This is a genomic window from Idiomarina loihiensis, from assembly GCF_024584785.1.
Lineage (GTDB): Bacteria > Pseudomonadota > Gammaproteobacteria > Enterobacterales > Alteromonadaceae > Pseudidiomarina > Pseudidiomarina fusca.
The window spans coordinates 2,176,363-2,194,071 of the sequence record NZ_CP074112.1 but is presented as its reverse complement, the minus strand read 5'-3'; the positions used below and the strand labels follow the sequence as shown (position 1 = coordinate 2,194,071).

Below are 17,709 nucleotides of genomic sequence, written 5' to 3'. Positions count from 1 at the left end.
CTAATGCCAGCCATACAAAAAGTAGGCCAAAGACTAGGTTCTTGATAAAGAAAGGGGTACATTAATTACTAATAAAAACAAAACGTTTAGTTTGGAGAATGTCATGATTAAGAGCTTATTACGCTGGAGCGGACCGCTGGCGGTGCTACTAAATGTCGCAGTTGTAAGTGCAGAGCCAGCAGTTGAAACCTTCATGCCAGAAGATATCTTTGCACTTGAGCATGCAGCAGGTCCCCAAATTTCTCCTGACGGGAAGTGGGTAATCTATAGCCGTAACAGCTTTGACATGATTAAGGATAATAGCAAGCGCCACTTGTGGTTGATCAATACCCAAAGTGGCGAGCATACTCCATTGCTAACCATGGCTCATGGTTATGCGAATCCTACCTGGTCGCCGGATGGTAAACGCTTGGCTTTTACCACCAGTCATGAAGGCCGTAATCAGATTCATGTCTATTATGTAGCGCAGAAAACTATGTCAGTTGTGACTGCGGTAGACCAGAGTCCAAGTCAGTTGAGCTGGTCTCATGATGGACGCTGGCTAGCTTTTATGATGAACGTTGATGCGCCTAAATCGGAGTTTGCTCGCTCGGTTTACCGCCCGCAACAGCCCGCTTCTGCAAACTGGGCAAAAGCGCCTACCATCGTGGAGAGAACTTATTATCAGCGCGATGGTGCCGGCATTTTGGCCAATCAATACAGTCAAGTTTTTGTTGTTCCAGCTGAAGGAGGGCATGCACGCCAGCTAACGGAAGGTCCTTACAGCCATTCGGGCCCCCTAGTTTGGAGTGCAGATAATAGCCACCTTATTTTTTCAGCGAACCGTTCTACCGATTGGGAATATCAAGTGGCAGAAGCTGATTTATGGCAAGTAAGAGTGAAAGATAAGGAGCTGAGCCAGTTAACTACGTTGCCTGGACGTGAGTTTGCTCCAACCTTGTCACCGAATGGCAAGCTGTTGGCGTTCTTGCATCGAGGAAACGAACCCATTGCTTATCATCATAATCGACTCCAAGTTTTAGATTTAGGTAAGAATCAGCAGCAGGCGTTGTTAGCGGACTGGGACCGCTCGGTAGAAAACCCACAATGGATTAATAATAGTGCGTTGGCCATTCAATTTACCGACCGCGGCCTCGTTAAGTTGGGGCAAGTAAGATTAAATGGGCGGTTAACCGAGGGGGTCAGTGATGTTGGCGGTGAATATATTTCGCGACCTTACACCAGCGGTAGTTATTCTATTGCTACTAATACGGGGCAGGTCGTCTATACGCGAGCTAGTTCATACCGACCAGCAGATGTTGCTTTGTTAGACTCGGTAACTAGCACGAAGGCGCGCCAATTAACCAAGCTCAATGAAGATTTACTTGCGCATAAAACACTTGGAGAAGTGCACGAGATCACTTACAAATCGAGTTTTGACGACACGGAGATTCATGGTTGGTATATCACTCCACCCAATTTTGACCCCAATAAAAAGTACCCACTATTGCTAGAAATTCATGGTGGCCCGCATTTAGCCTACAGCCCCATGTTTGCAGCTGAACATCAGCGCTATGCTGCGGCTGGCTACGTAGTCTTCTACAACAACTATCGGGGTAGCACCAGTTACGGTGCTGAACATGCGTTAAAGCTTGACGGTTACTATGCGTCAGAACGTGACTTTGCAGACCACATGTCGGGTATCGATGCGCTGTTAGCAAAAGGCTTTGTTGACGGTAATAATTTATTCATTGCTGGTGGCTCTGCTGGTGGTATCGCAACCACCTATGCGGTGGGGTTAACCGATCGTTTTAACGCTGCCGCTGCAACCAACCCGGTCATTAACTGGATCAGCAAAACGCTTACGGCAGATAGCTACTTGGGTCAGATTGCGAATCAATTTCCGGCATTGCCATGGCAAGATGTGGATCACTACTGGCAGCGCTCACCACTTTCGTTGGTTGAAAATGTAACAACCCCAGTATTGCTCTTTAGCGGTGAAAACGACCGTCGAGTGCCGATGTCTGAAATAGAGCAATATTATCAAGCATTGCAATTGCGCAAGGTAGATACGGTGATGGTGAGGGTGCCAGACGCCTCTCATTCGGTCAGCGCAAGACCATCGAATATGATCGCAAAAATTGAACATACGCTAGCGTGGTTTAAGTTGTATCAGAAGCCCACGCCAGCCGAGTAATTAAACTTCGAGTCTAGGAACACGTTGACTAACCCCAGTAAACAAATCGTAACTGATGGTGTTGGCGTGTTCCGCAACGATATTCACACTTAGATTAGGCCCCCACAGCTCAACCTCATCGCCAATGGCGACCTGCTCTAGGTCGGTTACATCAAGCGTAATCATATCCATAGATACAGTACCGGCTAAGGGCACCTGTTTACCGTGAAGCCAAACTGGAGTGCCGTTGGCTGCACTGCGTGGGTAACCATCAGCATAGCCGATGGCAACGGTTGCAATTTTACTCGGACGCGTTGCTCGCCAAGTACCACCGTAACCGACCGTATCGCCCTGAGGAATATCACGTAAGGCGATGATCGGAGCGAGAAGGCGCATCACCGGTTGCAATGGAGGGAGTTCAACTCCTTCTAAAATAGGAGCGACACCGTACATGGCAATACCGCTGCGAACCCAATGAGCATAACCATTGCTGATATCCTTAGTGGCACTTAATAATGCTGGACTATTGATGACACTCATCTGAGCTGAGGGCTTGGTTTGGGCACAAAGATCAGTAAAGGCCTCTAGCTGTTGTTGGGTGAATTGATGGCGTGTATCTCCAATCGCTAGGTGCGACATCAGCGTGATAGAAGCAACTTGCGTAGACTGATCGAGTTGTTGATAAACGGCGGGTAATTGCTCTGGACGCCAGCCTAATCGGTGTAATCCTGTATCAGCCTTTAGCCAGACCCCAACAGGACGAGCCAAGCGTGTAGTGAGCACGGCATCGAGTTGGTGTTGCTGATGAATCACCGGGAGTAAATTGTAATGTGCACAGATAGGAAGCTCGGCAGCGCTGAAACAGCCTTCGAGTAATACAATGGGCTGGGTTAAGCCAGCTTCGCGTAAGGCTAGAGCTTCGTCAATGTAAGCCACTGCGTAAGCATCAACGTTAGCTGCTATAGCCTGTGCCGTGCTGATCATCCCGTGTCCATAAGCGTCAGCCTTAACTACGCCGATAAGGTAATTATTGCCCAACTTTTCTTTGATGAGTTGCACATTGTGGGTAAGCGCTTGGCGTGATATTTCGGCGCGAGTAGAGCGAAAGTGCAAACCGTGTGTCATGTTTGATGATTATCCAAATAGTTGGTAGCAAAAACAAATCAGCTGGCGAGCTTAAAGCATCAGCCAGCTTGCCACTGTATATAAAATTACCGTAAGCCCACCAGCAACCAGTGCATAAGGTAACTGGGTGCGAACATGGTCAAGCAAATCGCTGCCTGACGCCAGCGCAGATACAGCTGTGGTATCTGAAATGGGTGAGCAATGGTCACCGAAAACCCCTCCGCCAAGCACCGCGGCCAAAAGTAGGGGAGCTGGCAAATCTAGTGCTATTATTAAGGGTGCCGCAATCGGGATTAGAATAGCAAAAGTGCCCCACGAGGTGCCGGTGGTAAAGCTAATCAGGGCACCAGCAATAAATAGCATCGGGGCTATCAGTACCAACGGTAGATAGTCACCGACTAACCCGGCCAAAAAAGTTCCTGTGCCAAGTTCACGGACGCTAGCACCAAGCGCTAATGATAACAAAACGATAGTTACCAGCGGTAATAATTCGCTCATGCCTTTAAAGCCAATCGTCACTAATTGCTGATGGCTGTTACGACGGCTGACCAAGAGCATCAAGTAGGCGACCAAACAGGCTAACGCTGTAGCATAAAGCACTGATTTTGAGCCATCACCAGCGGTTAGATTACCGTCGCCCGTAATCACCATAAATGCGATCATTCCCACGACCATGACGGTTAAAGGTACCAGCATGTAACGCGCCTTGCTGTTGCTTGGGGCCTGCGGCTGGATATCTTGCGGTGGCTGGGGTTGTTGTTCATGTTTAGCTAATGCGCCATGTACTTTGCCACTAATGGCAGTATAAAACACCAGAGCTAAGGTAATGAGTGCGTAAAAGTTGAATGGAATGGTCGCCCAGAGGGTGGCAACCGAAGACCCCGGCAGTTGCTGTTGTTCTAACATACCGAGCACGTAGGCACCCCAGCCATTAAGCAGAATCAAAATACAGATGGGAGCGCTGGTACTATCAATCAAATAGGCCAATCGCGCTCTACTCATGCCTAGCTTCTCAAATAAGCCGCGAGATAATATACCCGCAGTGAGCACACTAAGGTTGGATTCAATAAATATAAAAACTCCGGTAAAAACGGTCATTAAGCTGGCACTGCGCTTCGTTTTGCCAAAACCACGTTTGAGTAAACTATTGACCATGGCAGTCACGCCACCAGACTCACGCACATAGGCAAGCAGCGCACCTACCAGCAAACTAAAAATGAGAATACGAGTGTTACCGGCCGAACTAAAGACGGCAATGATACGCTCTAGCATGGCAGCACCAGCGCTCCAAAGTGGCTGTTGATGGTGTAAAAGTAATAATAATTCTGAGGTAAAAATGCCAAGGAGTAGCGCAACAATCACTTCTTTGCGCCAAAAAACCACGATAATGGCTACCAAGGGGGGTAGCAATGTGAGCCAATCCATACGCATCTGCCTTGAGCGATAAAGTCAGCAGCCATACTGCCAATACCTAGATGCTAATTCAATACAATCTGTAACTTTTATCTGTGAATAAAAGCGTGTAAGTTAATCTCACTGCAACTCATACAAAGATATCGTTAAAGGATGTAAAGCATCTCGTGCCAGCCACTAGCAGTTCAGCCACTTTTCTCGCAACTTTGGGTCCTTCAGGTACGTTCTCAGAGTTAGCTGCGCGTGAGGTATTGCGCCTACCGCAATTTACCAAGGCGCCGCCTACGATAAGTTTCTACAGCTCTCTTTCCCGAACGCTGCAGGCCATCCCTGAGCAGGCGGGGATTGCGGTAGTGCCGTTAGAAAATATCGTTGAGGGGATTGTTTCACCAGTCGTTGATAGCTTTCTAAAGCAGCCTTTGCAAATTATTGCTGAGGTGGCTATTCCGGTGCGCTTTTCGGTAGTTGCAAATCACCCACAGCCGAACGTTATTTTCGCGCAGTTTGTTGCCCAAGGACAATGCAGCGATTGGTTATCGCAACATGATATTGAGGTGATTTCTACCGCCAGCAATACCGCAGCGTTGGCGCAGTTGCAAGCAACAACCCAGGCGGCGGCAGCAATCATTCCAGAGCACCTGTTGGCAGCGGTCGAGCCTAATACTAGCGCAGCGGACTGGGCTTGGGTGGAACATGATGTGACAGATTACGCCCACAATGTCACTCGATTTGTGGCGGTACAGCAGCCACAGCCTTTAGCCGCACCGGATCATTCGATCCGCTATAAATCTTCGATAGTTATTGTCGATGACGCAGACCATCCGGGGCTCTTACTCGAGCATTTACAAGCTTTTGCGGTTCATCAAATTAACCTATTGGCGTTGGTGTCGCGACCAACCGGGCAGCGCTTCGGGCACTACCACTTTTTTATCGAGTTTGAAGGGCACTTGCAGCATCCACGCGTACAGGCTGCGTTAAGTGCGATTGAGTTGCGTAACCAGGTGATTCAGTTAGGCAGCTATGAGTTTAGCTCCTAGTCGCAGTCGCTTACTCCAGCTCCAATTCCAATTGCAGGGCATCATCAGGGTCGGGTAGCGCCACGCTGATGCCAATGAGCCGGACTTGCCGTTGCTGGCGCCTATCCCAGGCATCTCGTAGCAGTTGATAAAATAAGCTGGGTGACGCTAAGTTAGCCGTTCGGGATACGGTTGTTTGTTGAAAATCTGAAAACTTTAACTTAATCGTCTGGCTTTTAATGAAGGCTTGCTGCCAGTTACTTACTTTCATCCGCTTCTGCAATTGCGGCAGTAGCACTTGTTCAAGGAACTGTTCGAGTTGGCGTAGGCTCGTGGCATCTTGGCTTAGGGTTTCTTCCACTCCAACACTTTTGCGCACACGCTCGGTAATCACAGCTCTTGGGTCGTTACCTAAACAACGTTGATAAACTAACCAGCCTGCCTTTTCGCCTAAAATGCGTTGTAAACTGGTTAACTCAGCTTGTTGGACATCTTTACCTAAAAATAAGCCAGCGTAATGCAATTTTTGTAAACTTTTCGGTCCAATTCCGGGGATTCGCTTTAGATCTAATTGCGCAAGATAAGCGCTCACTTGCTCTGGGGTTACTAAATACTGACCATCAGGCTTGTTTTCTTCGCTAGCTATTTTAGCTACCATCTTTTGATTAGAAATGCCCGCCGATGCGGTTAAACCTAGCGCTCGTAGTTGCTCTCGAATAGCACTAACCGTTAAGCTGGCACTCCCTTGATAGTGCTTGTTGTGGGTAAGATCTAAATAGAATTCGTCGATAGAAGCAGGTTCAATCGTCTCGGTATACTGTTGTAGCACCTCGAAAACTTGATTGGACATAGCGCGATAGTATGCATGATCGGGGCGGACGAAGATAAGTTGTGGGCATAATCGTCGAGCCTGGCTGCCGGCCATTGCACTGCGCACGCCATATTGCCGCGCTAAATAATTAGCAGTAGCAACCACTCCGCGATCACCGCCACCACCCACCGCAAAAGGCTTATCGCGCAGTTGTGGTTGGCGCAAGAGTTCAGCACTGGCAAAGAAAGCATCCAGATCCAAAAGGGCAATTTTACGCGTATCTAAGCTAGGATTGGTTGACATTGCACGGAAGTATTTAACCTTGAGTGGAATCTGGCTATAATCGCAACAACAAACCGAGCGTGCAAGCTCATTAGCTCAATCAGGAGTTTACTGTGAACGTATTATCTATTTTTAAATCTAGCCGTTTAATGGTTGCCGCAATGGCATTTGTCGTAGGTGGTGCAAGTGCTGCTGTAGTACCACAACAAAGTACCGCAGATATTAAAGAGCGCATTGCACCGGTAGCGCAAGTACGGGTAGCTGGAGCTGCTCCAGCCGCAGCTGCAAGTTCTGGTGGCGCGCGTTCTGGTGAAGCAGTTTACAGCAAGTTCTGTGTTGCTTGTCATACCTCTGGGGTGTTAGGTGCTCCTAAATTAAACAATGCAGCCGATTGGGAGCCACGCTTAGCTCAAGGCATGGATACAGTGCTGAAGCATGCTATTGAAGGTATCAATGCGATGCCACCTAAAGGTACCTGTAACGACTGTAGCGATGAAGAAATCCAAGCTGCTATCGATTTTATGATTGCTGAAATTTAATAGTTAGCATTCATAACATGAATAGAAAAAACCGCTTCGGCGGTTTTTTTTGTGTCTATAATTTGAGCTTTTTTTTATAAATCTCTTTGTAATTTAGCAATGTAAATATATACTTTGAGGTTGGTTAGTTTTAAAACAATAAATAAAACAAAAACAACAATTAAACAAAACGAAACAGCTAGCTTATGCCTACGTCAACAGGGATGCAGCCTGAAGCTCAAACTTCAGCAGTGCAGAACACCGAAAGCAAAGAAATTACGCGCCTGCGTAAGGCTGTTGCACGTCTGCAAAAACTAGCACTTAAATATCGCCAATCTGAAGTGGTGCAAAAAGCACTGTTTAAAATCTCTGAATTAGCCTCTTCTGTACAAAACATGCAAGATTTCTATGCATCGGTGCACGCCATTATTGGCGAGCTGATGGATGCTCGAAACTTTTACATTTGTTTGTATGACCAAGCTAAAGACACGGTTCAGTTTGTCTATTTTGTGGATGAATATGATGATTTTCCGGCCCTTGAGCAAGTGATTCCGGCTGAGGTGCTAGGGCAAGGCTTAACCGGTTATGTGATGCGTACGGGTAAGCCATTTTTGTATGATATTGAGGTCTTTGGACGGTTAAAAGAGCGAGGTGAAATTCGCGACTTAGGGTCACCTCCAGTAGACTGGTTAGGGGTGCCTTTGCGCTCAAATGGTCAAGTGGTTGGTGCCATGGTGGTGCAGAGTTACTCTGAGCAGATTCGCTACACAGAGCAAGACCAAGAGTTATTGTTATTCGTTTCGCAACACATTGTAAATGCTTTAGATAGAGTTCGTCAGCGTGAATACATGCAGGCAGAAATTGCTCGTCAAACCGCAAAATTACGGCAGATTAATGATGATCTGATTAATGAAATTAGTGTCCGCGAGCGAGCTGAAAAATTAACCTCCGTGTTGTTTGCGATTTCGGAAATTACCAACACCTCTGAGTCCATGCAAACCTTCTATGAACAGCTTTATCGACAGATAGGGATGCTCATCAATAACGATAACTTCTTTGTTGCTCTGATTAATCAAGACCGAGGTGTGCTGGAGTTTCCCTACAGTGTTGATGCCTATGATGGCAATTTACAACGCGAACGTAAGTTAGCTAAAGGCATGACCGAGTATGTTATCCGTCATGCGCAACCGGTATTCATTGACCGAGCCAAGTATCAACAGCTGGTGCAGGCAGGTGAAGTGGAAGATGCGGTAAGCTATTACGGTACTCATCCAACGCAGTGGTTGGGCTCGCCTTTGGTGGTTGAAGACGAAGTGATTGGGGTGTTATCCGTGCAAACCTACGTGAATGACATCACCTATAAGCAGGACGATTTAGAGCTTCTTAACTTCGTATCACAACATGTTGCGGTAGCCATCGAGCGCCGTCGGAATGCCGATGAAGTTAAACGCGTTAATGCCTATCTTGAGCGTAAGGTAGCGGAGCGTACAGAAGAGCTGGTTAGCGAAATTGAGCGCCGTAAAAAAGTAGAAGAAAAACTATTCTATGACGCGCACCATGATGCGTTAACGGGCTTACCGAATCGCTCCATGTTTACTGAGCGGTTACAGCAAACGCTGAAGCATAAAAAGCGCTTCCCGCACCATAATTTTGCGGTGCTGTTTGTTGATTTAGACCGCTTCAAAAATATTAATGACACGCTAGGCCATTCGGCGGGTGATGAGTTCTTGCTTGAAGCGAGTCGTCGGATTGGTGAGTGCATTCGCGATAATGACACAGTGGCACGATTAGGTGGCGATGAGTTTGTTATTTTACTAGATATGATTCGCCATATTGACGATGCTAGAGATGTTGCATCGCGCATTATTGAAAAAATGCGATTGCCGTTTGTCTTTGGTGAGAGCGAACATTATTCGGGTGCCAGCGTGGGTATCGCCGAGTGTAAATCGCGCAATGATTCGGCAGAGCGTTTACTGCGCGATGCTGATGCTGCCATGTATCAAGCAAAAAGTATGGGCCGCGGTCGCTATGTGGTCTTTGATGAAAGTATTCACCAGGATTTGGTGGCCTCGTTGCATCGCGAAACCGAATTGCGGCATGCTCAATTTGACCAAGATTTTGTATTACAACAGTTTACCTTAGCCGATCTGCGCGATAACACAGAAGTTGCCCGTGAATTGCAACTAAGGTGGCAACGCGATGATAGCTTGCTTCCGGCAGATCGCTTTAATGCAGTAGCTGACAAAACCGGGATGACGTTGGCGCTTGATCATTGGATGCTGAAACGCTGTTGCGCTATTTTACAGGCTGAAGATCAGCCGTTACCTATCTATGTGGGCCTGTCTAGTAAGCATCTTTATAAACTGGCAGATGTGAAGGTATTAATTGATATCATCACTAACTCTGGAGTTGCGCCAGAGTCGTTGATCCTAGAGTTTAGTGAGACTGAGCTTAATGATAACTCCAAACGCCAGCTGAGCTGTTTGCGTCAGTTAGCTGAGCTCGGGGTAGGTTTGGCGCTGAACGAGTTTGGCCGTAGTGCAGGAGCACTGCAATTTATTTTGAATTATCCCTTTACCCATGTGAAGTTAGACCCGCGCTTTGTGGCGGACATTGCGACCAGCCAAAGAGCACAAGTGATGGTACGAAATGTGGTGCATCTATGCCGCGATCTAGCCATCGAAATTGCCGCAGCGGGCGTTGATAATCACGATCAATTACAGGCGCTTATCCATAATGGCGTGAATATCGGGCAAGGCCAATTGTTTGGAGAGCCCCAGCAAGTAAAGTCACCATTCAATGCCCAGCCGACCAGGAAGTCGGCAACGCGAGCTTAATCTTCCATAGCTTTACGCAGTAGTGCGATCCCTGATAACCGTGTTTGCTCTTGCTGAGCTTCTGTGGCTATGGTTTGCTCTTCCCACTCTAAATCATCTTGGGGGAGTTCAAATAAAAATCTACTAGGCTCAGGGCGTAGGGTATCACCATATTGTCGACGTTCTTTCGCCATGGTAAAGGTAAGAGACTGCTGTGCTCGAGTAATGCCTACGTAGGCAAGCCGGCGTTCTTCTTCCACCATGTTTTCATCAATACTGGATTGATGTGGGAGTAAACCTTCTTCCATGCCTACCATAAATACATGCGGGAACTCCAAGCCTTTGGATGCATGCAAAGTCATCAACTGTACTTGATCGCCTTGTTCGGCTTCTTCTTGGCGTGACATCATGTCTCGTAAACACAATTTAGCTACCGTATCGGCAAGGCTAAGTGGCTCGTGTTCAGCATCACCCTTTAGCATATCTGACACCCACCGCATCAACTCATTGATGTTTTTCCAGCGCATTTCAGCGGCACTGACACTCGGGCTGGTTTCGTAAAGCCACTCTTCGTAGCCTATCGTTTTAAGCAAATCAAACAAGGCCGATGCAGCCTCTGGTTGATGGTCGCAACGTCGAGCACAGCGTTGTATCAGCTGACAAAAATATTGCACCGACTGAAACTCGCGTGCGCCCAAACGAGTTTTGAGTGCTTGATGGTTTGCTGCCTCAAGGAGCCCTGTATGCAGCTCGTGCGCTAACTCGCCGATCCGCTCCACGGTATTCGGACCGATGCCACGTTTGGGGCAGTTAATGATGCGAATAAAGGCGGTATCATCGGTTGGATTAACTAATAGCCTTAGATAGGCCATCATGTCTTTGATTTCGGCCCGCGCAAAAAAGCTTTGGCCGCCAGTCATACGATAGGGAATTCGGTTGGCAATCAAAGCTTTCTCGAAAATCCGTGCTTGATGATTGCCCCGATAAAGCAAGGCGAATTGCGAATAAGGAGTACGCTCTAGAAAGCGTCGACGCACAATTTCTGCGATCACTCGTTCAGCTTCATGTTCTTCATTGCGCCCATAGATAACCCGCAGTGGCACTCCGTATTCCATTTCTGAGAAGAGCTTCTTTTCAAAAACGTGGGGGTTATTCTCGATAAGAATATTCGCCGCTTTTAGAATCCGCCCATGGGAACGATAATTCTGCTCGAGTTTAATCACCTGCAACTGCGGAAAATCACGCTGTAACAAAGCCAAGTTTTGGGGCTGGGCCCCACGCCAAGAATAAATCGACTGATCGTCGTCACCTACTACCGTAAAGTTTGCTTGATCCCCCACCAGTAACCGAACGAGCTCGTACTGACTGGTATTGGTATCTTGATACTCATCAACCAAAAGGTACTGAAACTTCTGCTGCCAGCGCTGACGAACCGCCTCGTTAGTGCGCAGCAAGAGCGTTGGCAGTAAAATCAGATCGTCAAAGTCGAGTGCGTTGCAGGCTCTCATATTTTGTTGATAGCGCCGATAAAACTCAGCAAATAACTTATCATCATCGGTTTGCGCTTGGGCTAGTGCCTGATCGGGCAGGAGCATGGCATTTTTCCATTGCCCAATCTTGTGTTGTAAGCGTTTCAGGAGCTCTTTGTCTCCATCTAATTCAGGTTCAGTTAAGGCATTTAAGAGTGCCAAGCTGTCTTGATCATCAAATAAAGAGAAGCCCGCTTTCATGTTGAGCTGAGTAACTTCTTTTTTGATAATCGTTAAGCCCAAGGTGTGAAAAGTAGAAACCGTTAATCCACGGGTATACTCACGACCGAGAGTTTGCCCAACCCGCTCTTTCATTTCTTTGGCTGCTTTATTGGTAAAGGTCACCGCCGCAATATGTTTCGCAGGGTAACCACATCGAGTAATTAAATGGGCAATTTTTTCTGTAATGACTCGTGTTTTGCCACTACCTGCGCCAGCTAAAACCAGTACCGGTCCAGTAATGGCCCGCACGGCCTCTTGTTGACGAGGGTTCAACAGCATGACGAATAAACAACCTTCTTGTTGGAGGTGACAAAAGCTGGGTAAAGCGTATGAAAAGCAGATTTTACCGCAACTTCTTGCTAAGCTAAACGTTAATGATGTCAGCCACCACCAGATAAAGATAAGGGGTTGTTATGGATGCGAAAAAAATAGAAGACATAGCCCGCCAGATTAATGACAGCATTCCTGCAGGGATCAAAGATTTAGCGGGTAGTTTTGAGCAGCGCGTAAAAACTATTTTGCAGCAGCAGTTAGGCAAATTAGATGTGGTTACGCGTGAAGAATTAGATGTGCAGCAGCAGTTATTATTGCGTCTACGGCAGCGGGTAGAGCAGTTAGAGCGTGATTTAGCAGCAATGCAAAAACCAGAGTAAATCATCATGGCACAATGGCTAACGGGCGAAGTAGTTGAAAACTACGCCTGGAATCAAGATTTATTCACCTTAAAGGTGCGTACTCCTAAGTTTGATTTTATTGCGGGGCAATTTGTGCGTCTGGGTATAGAAGTAGACGGGCAACGGGTACAACGCGCGTATTCATTGGTTAACGCGCCCACCGCAGATGAATTAGAGTTTTTGGTCAACCGTATTCAAGATGGCTTGTTATCGCCGTTATTACATGGCTTACAGGCAGGGCAAAGAATTGAAGTATCACAGCCACCAAGTGGCTTTTTTACCCTGAACGAAGTGCCGGATGGTGAGAGCTTGTGGCTCATTGCGACCGGTACCGGGGTGGGGCCGTATTTTTCGATGCTAGGTACGGCAGAGCCTTGGCAACGGTTCAAACGGATTCATCTAGTTCATGCGGTGCGTTATGCCAGCGATTTAGCCTATCAGAACCTAGCGCAACAGTGGTTACAGCAGTATCCACAACAATTCAGCTATCAGCCGATAGTGAGTCGTGAGCAGGTTACCGGGGCTTTGTCGGGTCGGGTGCCGGCTTTGATTGAATCAGGAGCTTTGCAAGCTGCGCTAGCAGACCAGTTAGATACCAGTGCACAAGTTATGCTTTGTGGTAATCCGGACATGATTCGTGATGCCAAACAAGTGCTCGCAGATCTCGGGTTACCGAAAAACCTCCGGCGCAAGCCTGGTAATGTCACCATGGAGCATTACTGGTAAGTCATTTGCCGAGCAAGGTTGCGTAAAATCCGCAGCCGCAATCCGCTATTGCGATAGCAACAAGTGCTTCTTACCGCGCTAAACTGAGGTCTTTTCACCACGGAGTGGTTATGAGCTCAATCAGTTTAGCGCAAGTCTATACGCGCGCCTTGTATGGTATGGACGCCCCTTTAGTTACGGTAGAAGTTTGCCTAGCGGCCGGTCTGCCAGGTTTCAACATGGTCGGTTTACCTCAGGCTGGTGTGCGCGAAGCCAAGGATCGGGTTAGATCAGCGATTATGGCCAGCGGGTATTTATTCCCCAAAGCAAAAAAAATCACCATCAATTTGGCTCCAGCAGATTTACCTAAGCACGGTGCGCGCTATGATCTTGCTATAGCTATCGGCATATTAGTGGCCGATAAGCAGTTGTCGTCGGCAAAAGTTGAAAGCCGTGAATTTTTTGGTGAGTTAACGCTTAACGGTGATTTACGTTCGGTATTAGGTATTTTGCCGGCGGTATTGGCCTGTCGAGATGAGGGCCGAGAAGCTGTTATTCCCCTTGATAATGCCCCCGAAGCCAGCATCTTAAAGCAACAACAGTGTGTTGCGGCCATCAGCCTGCGCGATGTGGTGAGCCATTTGCAGGGCCCGCATGGGCTTCCTTATATCAAGTATCAAGAGCCCCATGTCGATTTGGAACCCTTTGGCGATGTTGCCGATGTCATTGGACAAGAGCAAGCGAAGCGGGCGCTATTGTTGGCGGCCATGGGAGGTCATCACTTACTTTTTGTAGGCCCCCCGGGCACTGGCAAAACCATGCTCGCCCAACGCCTGCTGGGGCTCTTGCCTCATTTGGCTGAACAAGAAGGCTTAGAAGTAGCCGCAGTACGGAGTATTTCAAACGCAACGGAGCAGCCCCAACATTGGCAGCAACGCTGTGTTCGAGCGCCGCACCATTCCTGTTCAGCAGCAGCACTGGTGGGCGGAGGTTCGCCACCACGGCCAGGTGAAATTTCTCTAGCTCATCGCTCAATTTTGTTTTTAGATGAGTTGCCAGAATTTCAGCGTCATGTGTTAGATTCACTGCGCGAACCCTTGGAGTCAGGTCACGTCACCATAAGCCGGGCGGGTTACCAAGCGCAGTTTCCAGCAAAGTTTCAACTGGTTTGTGCTCTTAATCCATCACCGTGCGGACAATTTGATGGCACCTTGGCAAGTGCGCGCTCGAGCCCAGAGCAAATCATGCGCTATCTTGGCAAGCTTTCTGGCCCCTTGCTTGATCGCATCGATATGCAAGTGGATGTGCCGCGACAGCCGGAGGTGCTCGCCCAGCGTGAGGTTGCTCAGCCACCGCTAACTGCGCTTTGGCGCCAGCAAGTGGCCAGCGCACGCGAGGTACAACTGGCGCGACAAGGCTGTTTAAATGTTGAGCTTAAACCGAGTCAACTGGCAGAGCATTGCTGCTTGAGTGATGCGGATCATCAGTTTTTGGTGCAAGCCATCGAGCGCTTGCAGCTATCCCATCGGGCCTATCACCGCACCTTGCGGTTAGCGCGAACCATTGCCGACGCTGCACAAGCTTCGGAGATTCAGCGTAGCCATCTTGCCGAAAGTTTAAGTTATCGGGCTTTAGACCGGTTACTTCAACAATTACAACAACTTTAAGGCCTGATCAAAAGCAATGATCACGCGTTCAATATCCTGGCTGCTGATATCTAAATGAGTGACTAGTCGCAGCCGTTGGCCTGCTCCAACAATAATGCCCTGCTCACGTAAGTGTGTACTCACTTTCTGCGCGTCGTCGGTGCTGTTGTAGTTGAGGTAAACCATGTTAGTTTGCGCTGGCTCTACGGTAATAGCAGCGCCGTTCTGGCTTAACTGCATTAATCCGTCGTGTAGTTGCTGTGCATGTCGATGATCGTCGGCAAGCCGCTCAAGATGATGGTCAAGGGCATAATCCATTGCGGCCGCTACGATCCCAGCTTGGCGCATGCCGCCACCGAGCATTTTGCGCCAGCGCCGGGCACGTTCGATGAGTTTGTGCGAACCTACCAAGACGGAGCCAATGGGCGTGCCTAGCCCTTTAGAAAAACAGATAGAGACACTATCGAAGGGTTCAACAAGGGTGGCCAGTGATTGTTTATTAGCTACACAGGCGTTAAAAATGCGGGCGCCATCTAAATGCAGCTTAAGGCCATGTTTATTGCAAAGTTTACGTGCCTTGAGCATAAAGTCTTGGCTAATCACTTTACCCGTATGAGTATTCTCCAAAGATAGTAAGCGAGTGATTGGAAAATGCGGGTCATCGGGCTTAATTCGTTTTTCGACTTGAGTTAAGTTAAGCGTACCATCCGCTTCCAATTCAAACGGCTGCGGTACGATGCCACCTAGCACTGCGGCGCCACCAGCTTCATAGCGATAGGTGTGATATTCCTGACCAACTAAGTACTCATCGCCACGTTGACAGTGACTGAGGAGAGCTAATAAATTGGTTTGGGTACCACTACTAGCAATGAGCGCGGCTTCTTTACCAGCCAATTTGGCAATGCGTTGTTGCAATGCATTGATGGTAGGATCATCCCCAAAAACATCATCGCCAACGGGCGCTGCTGCCATTGCGGCACGCATGGCCGCTGTTGGTTTGGTGACCGTATCGCTCCGTAAATCTAGCATGGCTCTACTCCTGATAACCCCAAGCTGGTGGCGGTACTGGTATGGGTTGACTGAGATCAATGTGAACTTCAAATAAACGACCCGGCCGGCTCAATTGATAGCTTAGGGTATTGGCGTCAACAAACTCAAACGTCCAAGTATTGGTGGTAGACACATCCAATCCATTCGCGACAAACAAAGCTTTACTGGCCTCATCGACAGGAAATGCCTGCTTACTAGCGCTGCCAGCTTGTACAGTTTGGCCACCGTATGGTGAGACGGCATCGGCGCTACCATCTTCATGCAAATGATAATGTTGAAAATCAATAACTTCTTGTTGTTGAGTTTGTTGTCTGGTTAGTACCCATGTACGTGAACGATCGTCACCAACATGCAACGGCATCCGAATGGTATTAGCTTCACAATCGCGAATATGCACCACTAACGGATGATCCCAGGCTGGGCTCGGCTGATTATCGGCCACGATAGTGGCGCTGAAGGCTTGTCCGCAATAAGGTTTAAAAGCCGCCATGAACTGTTGTTGAGGGCTTTCGACCGAGGCTGTTGGTTGGCCGCAGGCACTTAACAGCAAGCCACTGGCAGCAATGGTGCTAAGGTACCAAGCTGGTTTCGCTCGGGTTAACAATGTACGCCTAACTTGCTGATACTGAGGTTGCGGTTGATTAGCCATGATTATCCTTTATTGTTATGTAGCTCAGGTGCTATTACTCTGCCACACCGGCTTTTGCTATGGAACACTGCACCGTGCGATAATGCCATTATATTTTAAGCGAACCTAGTAGCGGAATTCATTCATATGCATGTTTATCAGAACGTTTTAGAAATGATTGGCAACACGCCGATGGTCAAAGTTAGTAATATTGATACCGGCCCCTGTGAGTTGTATTTGAAATTAGAACTGCTGAATCCAGGTGGCTCGATTAAAGACCGTATTGCGGTAAGCATGATTGAAGCCGCTGAACAACAGGGCAAATTACGCCCTGGAATGACGATTATTGAAGCTACCGCAGGCAATACCGGTTTAGGCTTAGCCTTGGTTGCTGCCAGTAAAGGCTACCCGCTAAAAATTGTGATGCCAGACAAAATGTCGGCAGAAAAAGTGAATAACTTAAAAGCCATGGGTGCTGAAGTGATTCGTACTCGTTCAGACGTGGGTAAAGGCCACCCTGAATACTACCAAGATATGGCTGAGCGCTTGGCTGCTGAACATGGTTGGTTCTATGTGAATCAATTTACTAACCCAGCCAACGTGGCAGCTCATTATCGCACGACCGGACCTGAAATTTGGCAACAGATGCAAGGCCAGCTGGATGCCTTTGTGTGCGGCGTAGGTTCAGGCGGAACGCTATCCGGTATTGGTAGCTATTTACGCGAACAAAACCCACAGGTTGATTTGGTTCTCGCTGACCCAGAGGGCTCTATTTTAGAACCTTTGATTAATCGCAATGAAGAAGTAACTGCAGGTAGTTGGTTAGTAGAGGGCATAGGAGAAGATTTCGTGCCAGATATTTGTCAGATCAACTTAGCTAACAAAGCTTATGCTATCAGTGACAAAGAAGCCTTTCATACGGCCCGTGAGCTGTTGGTGAAAGAAGGCGTGATGGTAGGGTCATCAAGCGGTACTTTGATTGCTGCCGCGCTCCGCTATTGCCGTGAGCAAACCAGTCCTAAACGTGTGGTTACCTTGGCTTGTGACACTGGTAATCGCTATTTATCAAAACTCTACAATGACGATTGGATGGCCGAGAAAGGCCTGCTGGAGAAGTAA

14 protein-coding genes are annotated in these 17,709 nt (G+C 48.0%); 8 read left to right on the top strand and 6 right to left on the bottom strand.

Annotated features, from left to right (window positions below; translation table 11 throughout):
- The first annotated feature begins 103 nt into the window (after window positions 1-103).
- Window positions 104-2,176: a S9 family peptidase gene (locus KGF88_RS10490; RefSeq protein WP_110076723.1), complete on the top strand. Its 2,073-nt coding sequence runs from the start codon at window positions 104-106 to the stop codon at window positions 2,174-2,176.
- On the opposite strand, the gene alr is transcribed toward KGF88_RS10490, so the two are convergent.
- Together alr and KGF88_RS10480 are read right to left on the bottom strand one after the other, a co-directional pair.
- The gene (alr, locus tag KGF88_RS10485) at window positions 2,177-3,280 is read right to left on the bottom strand and encodes an alanine racemase (protein WP_153827046.1); all 1,104 of its coding nucleotides are present in this window, start codon (window positions 3,278-3,280) and stop codon (window positions 2,177-2,179) included.
- Between the two features lie 51 nt (window positions 3,281-3,331).
- On the bottom strand, window positions 3,332-4,705 hold the full coding sequence (locus KGF88_RS10480) for a Na+/H+ antiporter NhaC family protein (RefSeq protein WP_153827047.1): 1,374 nt from the start codon (window positions 4,703-4,705) through the stop codon (window positions 3,332-3,334).
- 155 nt (window positions 4,706-4,860) lie between these two features.
- Here KGF88_RS10480 and KGF88_RS10475 point away from each other — a divergent pair, with 155 nt between their 5' ends.
- Complete coding sequence (locus tag KGF88_RS10475) at window positions 4,861-5,730, top strand: prephenate dehydratase (RefSeq protein WP_153827048.1); 870 nt, start codon at window positions 4,861-4,863, stop codon at window positions 5,728-5,730.
- A gap of 10 nt (window positions 5,731-5,740) precedes the next feature.
- Here the strand turns inward: KGF88_RS10475 and dinB are convergent, their stop codons facing one another.
- On the bottom strand, window positions 5,741-6,823 hold the full coding sequence (gene dinB, locus KGF88_RS10470) for a DNA polymerase IV (RefSeq protein WP_153827049.1): 1,083 nt from the start codon (window positions 6,821-6,823) through the stop codon (window positions 5,741-5,743).
- A gap of 140 nt (window positions 6,824-6,963) precedes the next feature.
- Between dinB and KGF88_RS10465 the strand changes: the two genes are divergently transcribed.
- Window positions 6,964-7,341 carry a c-type cytochrome gene (locus KGF88_RS10465; protein WP_228759556.1) on the top strand — a complete coding sequence of 126 codons (378 nt, stop codon included), beginning with the start codon at window positions 6,964-6,966 and terminating at the stop codon, window positions 7,339-7,341.
- Window positions 7,342-7,526: 185 nt separating this feature from the next.
- Window positions 7,527-10,157, top strand: a complete 2,631-nt coding sequence (locus tag KGF88_RS10460; protein WP_228759553.1) for a sensor domain-containing phosphodiesterase — start codon at window positions 7,527-7,529, stop codon at window positions 10,155-10,157.
- Here the strand turns inward: KGF88_RS10460 and rep are convergent.
- Entirely contained in the window at window positions 10,154-12,166 is a 2,013-nt protein-coding gene (gene rep / locus KGF88_RS10455) for a DNA helicase Rep (protein ID WP_194928201.1), read from the bottom strand. The genes KGF88_RS10460 and rep overlap by 4 nt on opposite strands.
- 134 nt (window positions 12,167-12,300) lie before the next feature.
- Here rep and KGF88_RS10450 point away from each other — a divergent pair, with 134 nt between their 5' ends.
- The 3 genes from KGF88_RS10450 (at window position 12,301) to KGF88_RS10440 (ending at window position 14,933) form a co-directional block, all read left to right on the top strand.
- Window positions 12,301-12,540 carry an accessory factor UbiK family protein gene (locus tag KGF88_RS10450; protein ID WP_110076729.1) on the top strand — a complete coding sequence of 80 codons (240 nt, stop codon included), beginning with the start codon at window positions 12,301-12,303 and terminating at the stop codon, window positions 12,538-12,540.
- A gap of 6 nt (window positions 12,541-12,546) precedes the next feature.
- Window positions 12,547-13,287: a ferredoxin--NADP reductase gene (locus KGF88_RS10445; protein WP_153827050.1), complete on the top strand. Its 741-nt coding sequence runs from the start codon at window positions 12,547-12,549 to the stop codon at window positions 13,285-13,287.
- A gap of 119 nt (window positions 13,288-13,406) precedes the next feature.
- A complete protein-coding gene (locus KGF88_RS10440; protein WP_162014609.1) occupies window positions 13,407-14,933 on the top strand; it encodes a YifB family Mg chelatase-like AAA ATPase in 1,527 nt (508 codons plus the stop codon).
- On the opposite strand, the gene ltaE is transcribed toward KGF88_RS10440, so the two are convergent.
- Together ltaE and KGF88_RS10430 are read right to left on the bottom strand one after the other, a co-directional pair.
- Window positions 14,919-15,941, bottom strand: a complete 1,023-nt coding sequence (ltaE, locus tag KGF88_RS10435; RefSeq protein WP_153827052.1) for a low-specificity L-threonine aldolase — start codon at window positions 15,939-15,941, stop codon at window positions 14,919-14,921. The genes KGF88_RS10440 and ltaE overlap by 15 nt on opposite strands.
- A 4-nt stretch (window positions 15,942-15,945) precedes the next feature.
- Window positions 15,946-16,611, bottom strand: coding sequence for a hypothetical protein (locus tag KGF88_RS10430; RefSeq protein WP_110076732.1), 666 nt, complete (start codon window positions 16,609-16,611; stop codon window positions 15,946-15,948).
- 126 nt (window positions 16,612-16,737) lie between these two features.
- On the opposite strand from KGF88_RS10430, the gene KGF88_RS10425 reads away from it, so the two are divergent.
- Entirely contained in the window at window positions 16,738-17,709 is a 972-nt protein-coding gene (locus tag KGF88_RS10425) for a PLP-dependent cysteine synthase family protein (protein WP_110076733.1), read from the top strand.

Bases quoted from the DNA above. Each gene is read 5' to 3' on its own strand.
- KGF88_RS10490 (WP_110076723.1), top strand. From the start codon at position 104: ATGATTAAGAGCTTATTACGCTGGAGCGGACCGCTGGCGGTGCTACTA.
- alr (WP_153827046.1), bottom strand. From the start codon at position 3,280: ATGACACACGGTTTGCACTTTCGCTCTACTCGCGCCGAAATATCACGC.
- KGF88_RS10480 (WP_153827047.1), bottom strand. From the start codon at position 4,705: ATGGATTGGCTCACATTGCTACCCCCCTTGGTAGCCATTATCGTGGTT.
- dinB (WP_153827049.1), bottom strand. From the start codon at position 6,823: ATGTCAACCAATCCTAGCTTAGATACGCGTAAAATTGCCCTTTTGGAT.
- KGF88_RS10465 (WP_228759556.1), top strand. From the start codon at position 6,964: ATGGCATTTGTCGTAGGTGGTGCAAGTGCTGCTGTAGTACCACAACAA.
- KGF88_RS10460 (WP_228759553.1), top strand. From the start codon at position 7,527: ATGCCTACGTCAACAGGGATGCAGCCTGAAGCTCAAACTTCAGCAGTG.
- rep (WP_194928201.1), bottom strand. From the start codon at position 12,166: ATGCTGTTGAACCCTCGTCAACAAGAGGCCGTGCGGGCCATTACTGGA.
- KGF88_RS10450 (WP_110076729.1), top strand. From the start codon at position 12,301: ATGGATGCGAAAAAAATAGAAGACATAGCCCGCCAGATTAATGACAGC.
- KGF88_RS10445 (WP_153827050.1), top strand. From the start codon at position 12,547: ATGGCACAATGGCTAACGGGCGAAGTAGTTGAAAACTACGCCTGGAAT.
- ltaE (WP_153827052.1), bottom strand. From the start codon at position 15,941: ATGCTAGATTTACGGAGCGATACGGTCACCAAACCAACAGCGGCCATG.
- KGF88_RS10430 (WP_110076732.1), bottom strand. From the start codon at position 16,611: ATGGCTAATCAACCGCAACCTCAGTATCAGCAAGTTAGGCGTACATTG.
- KGF88_RS10425 (WP_110076733.1), top strand. From the start codon at position 16,738: ATGCATGTTTATCAGAACGTTTTAGAAATGATTGGCAACACGCCGATG.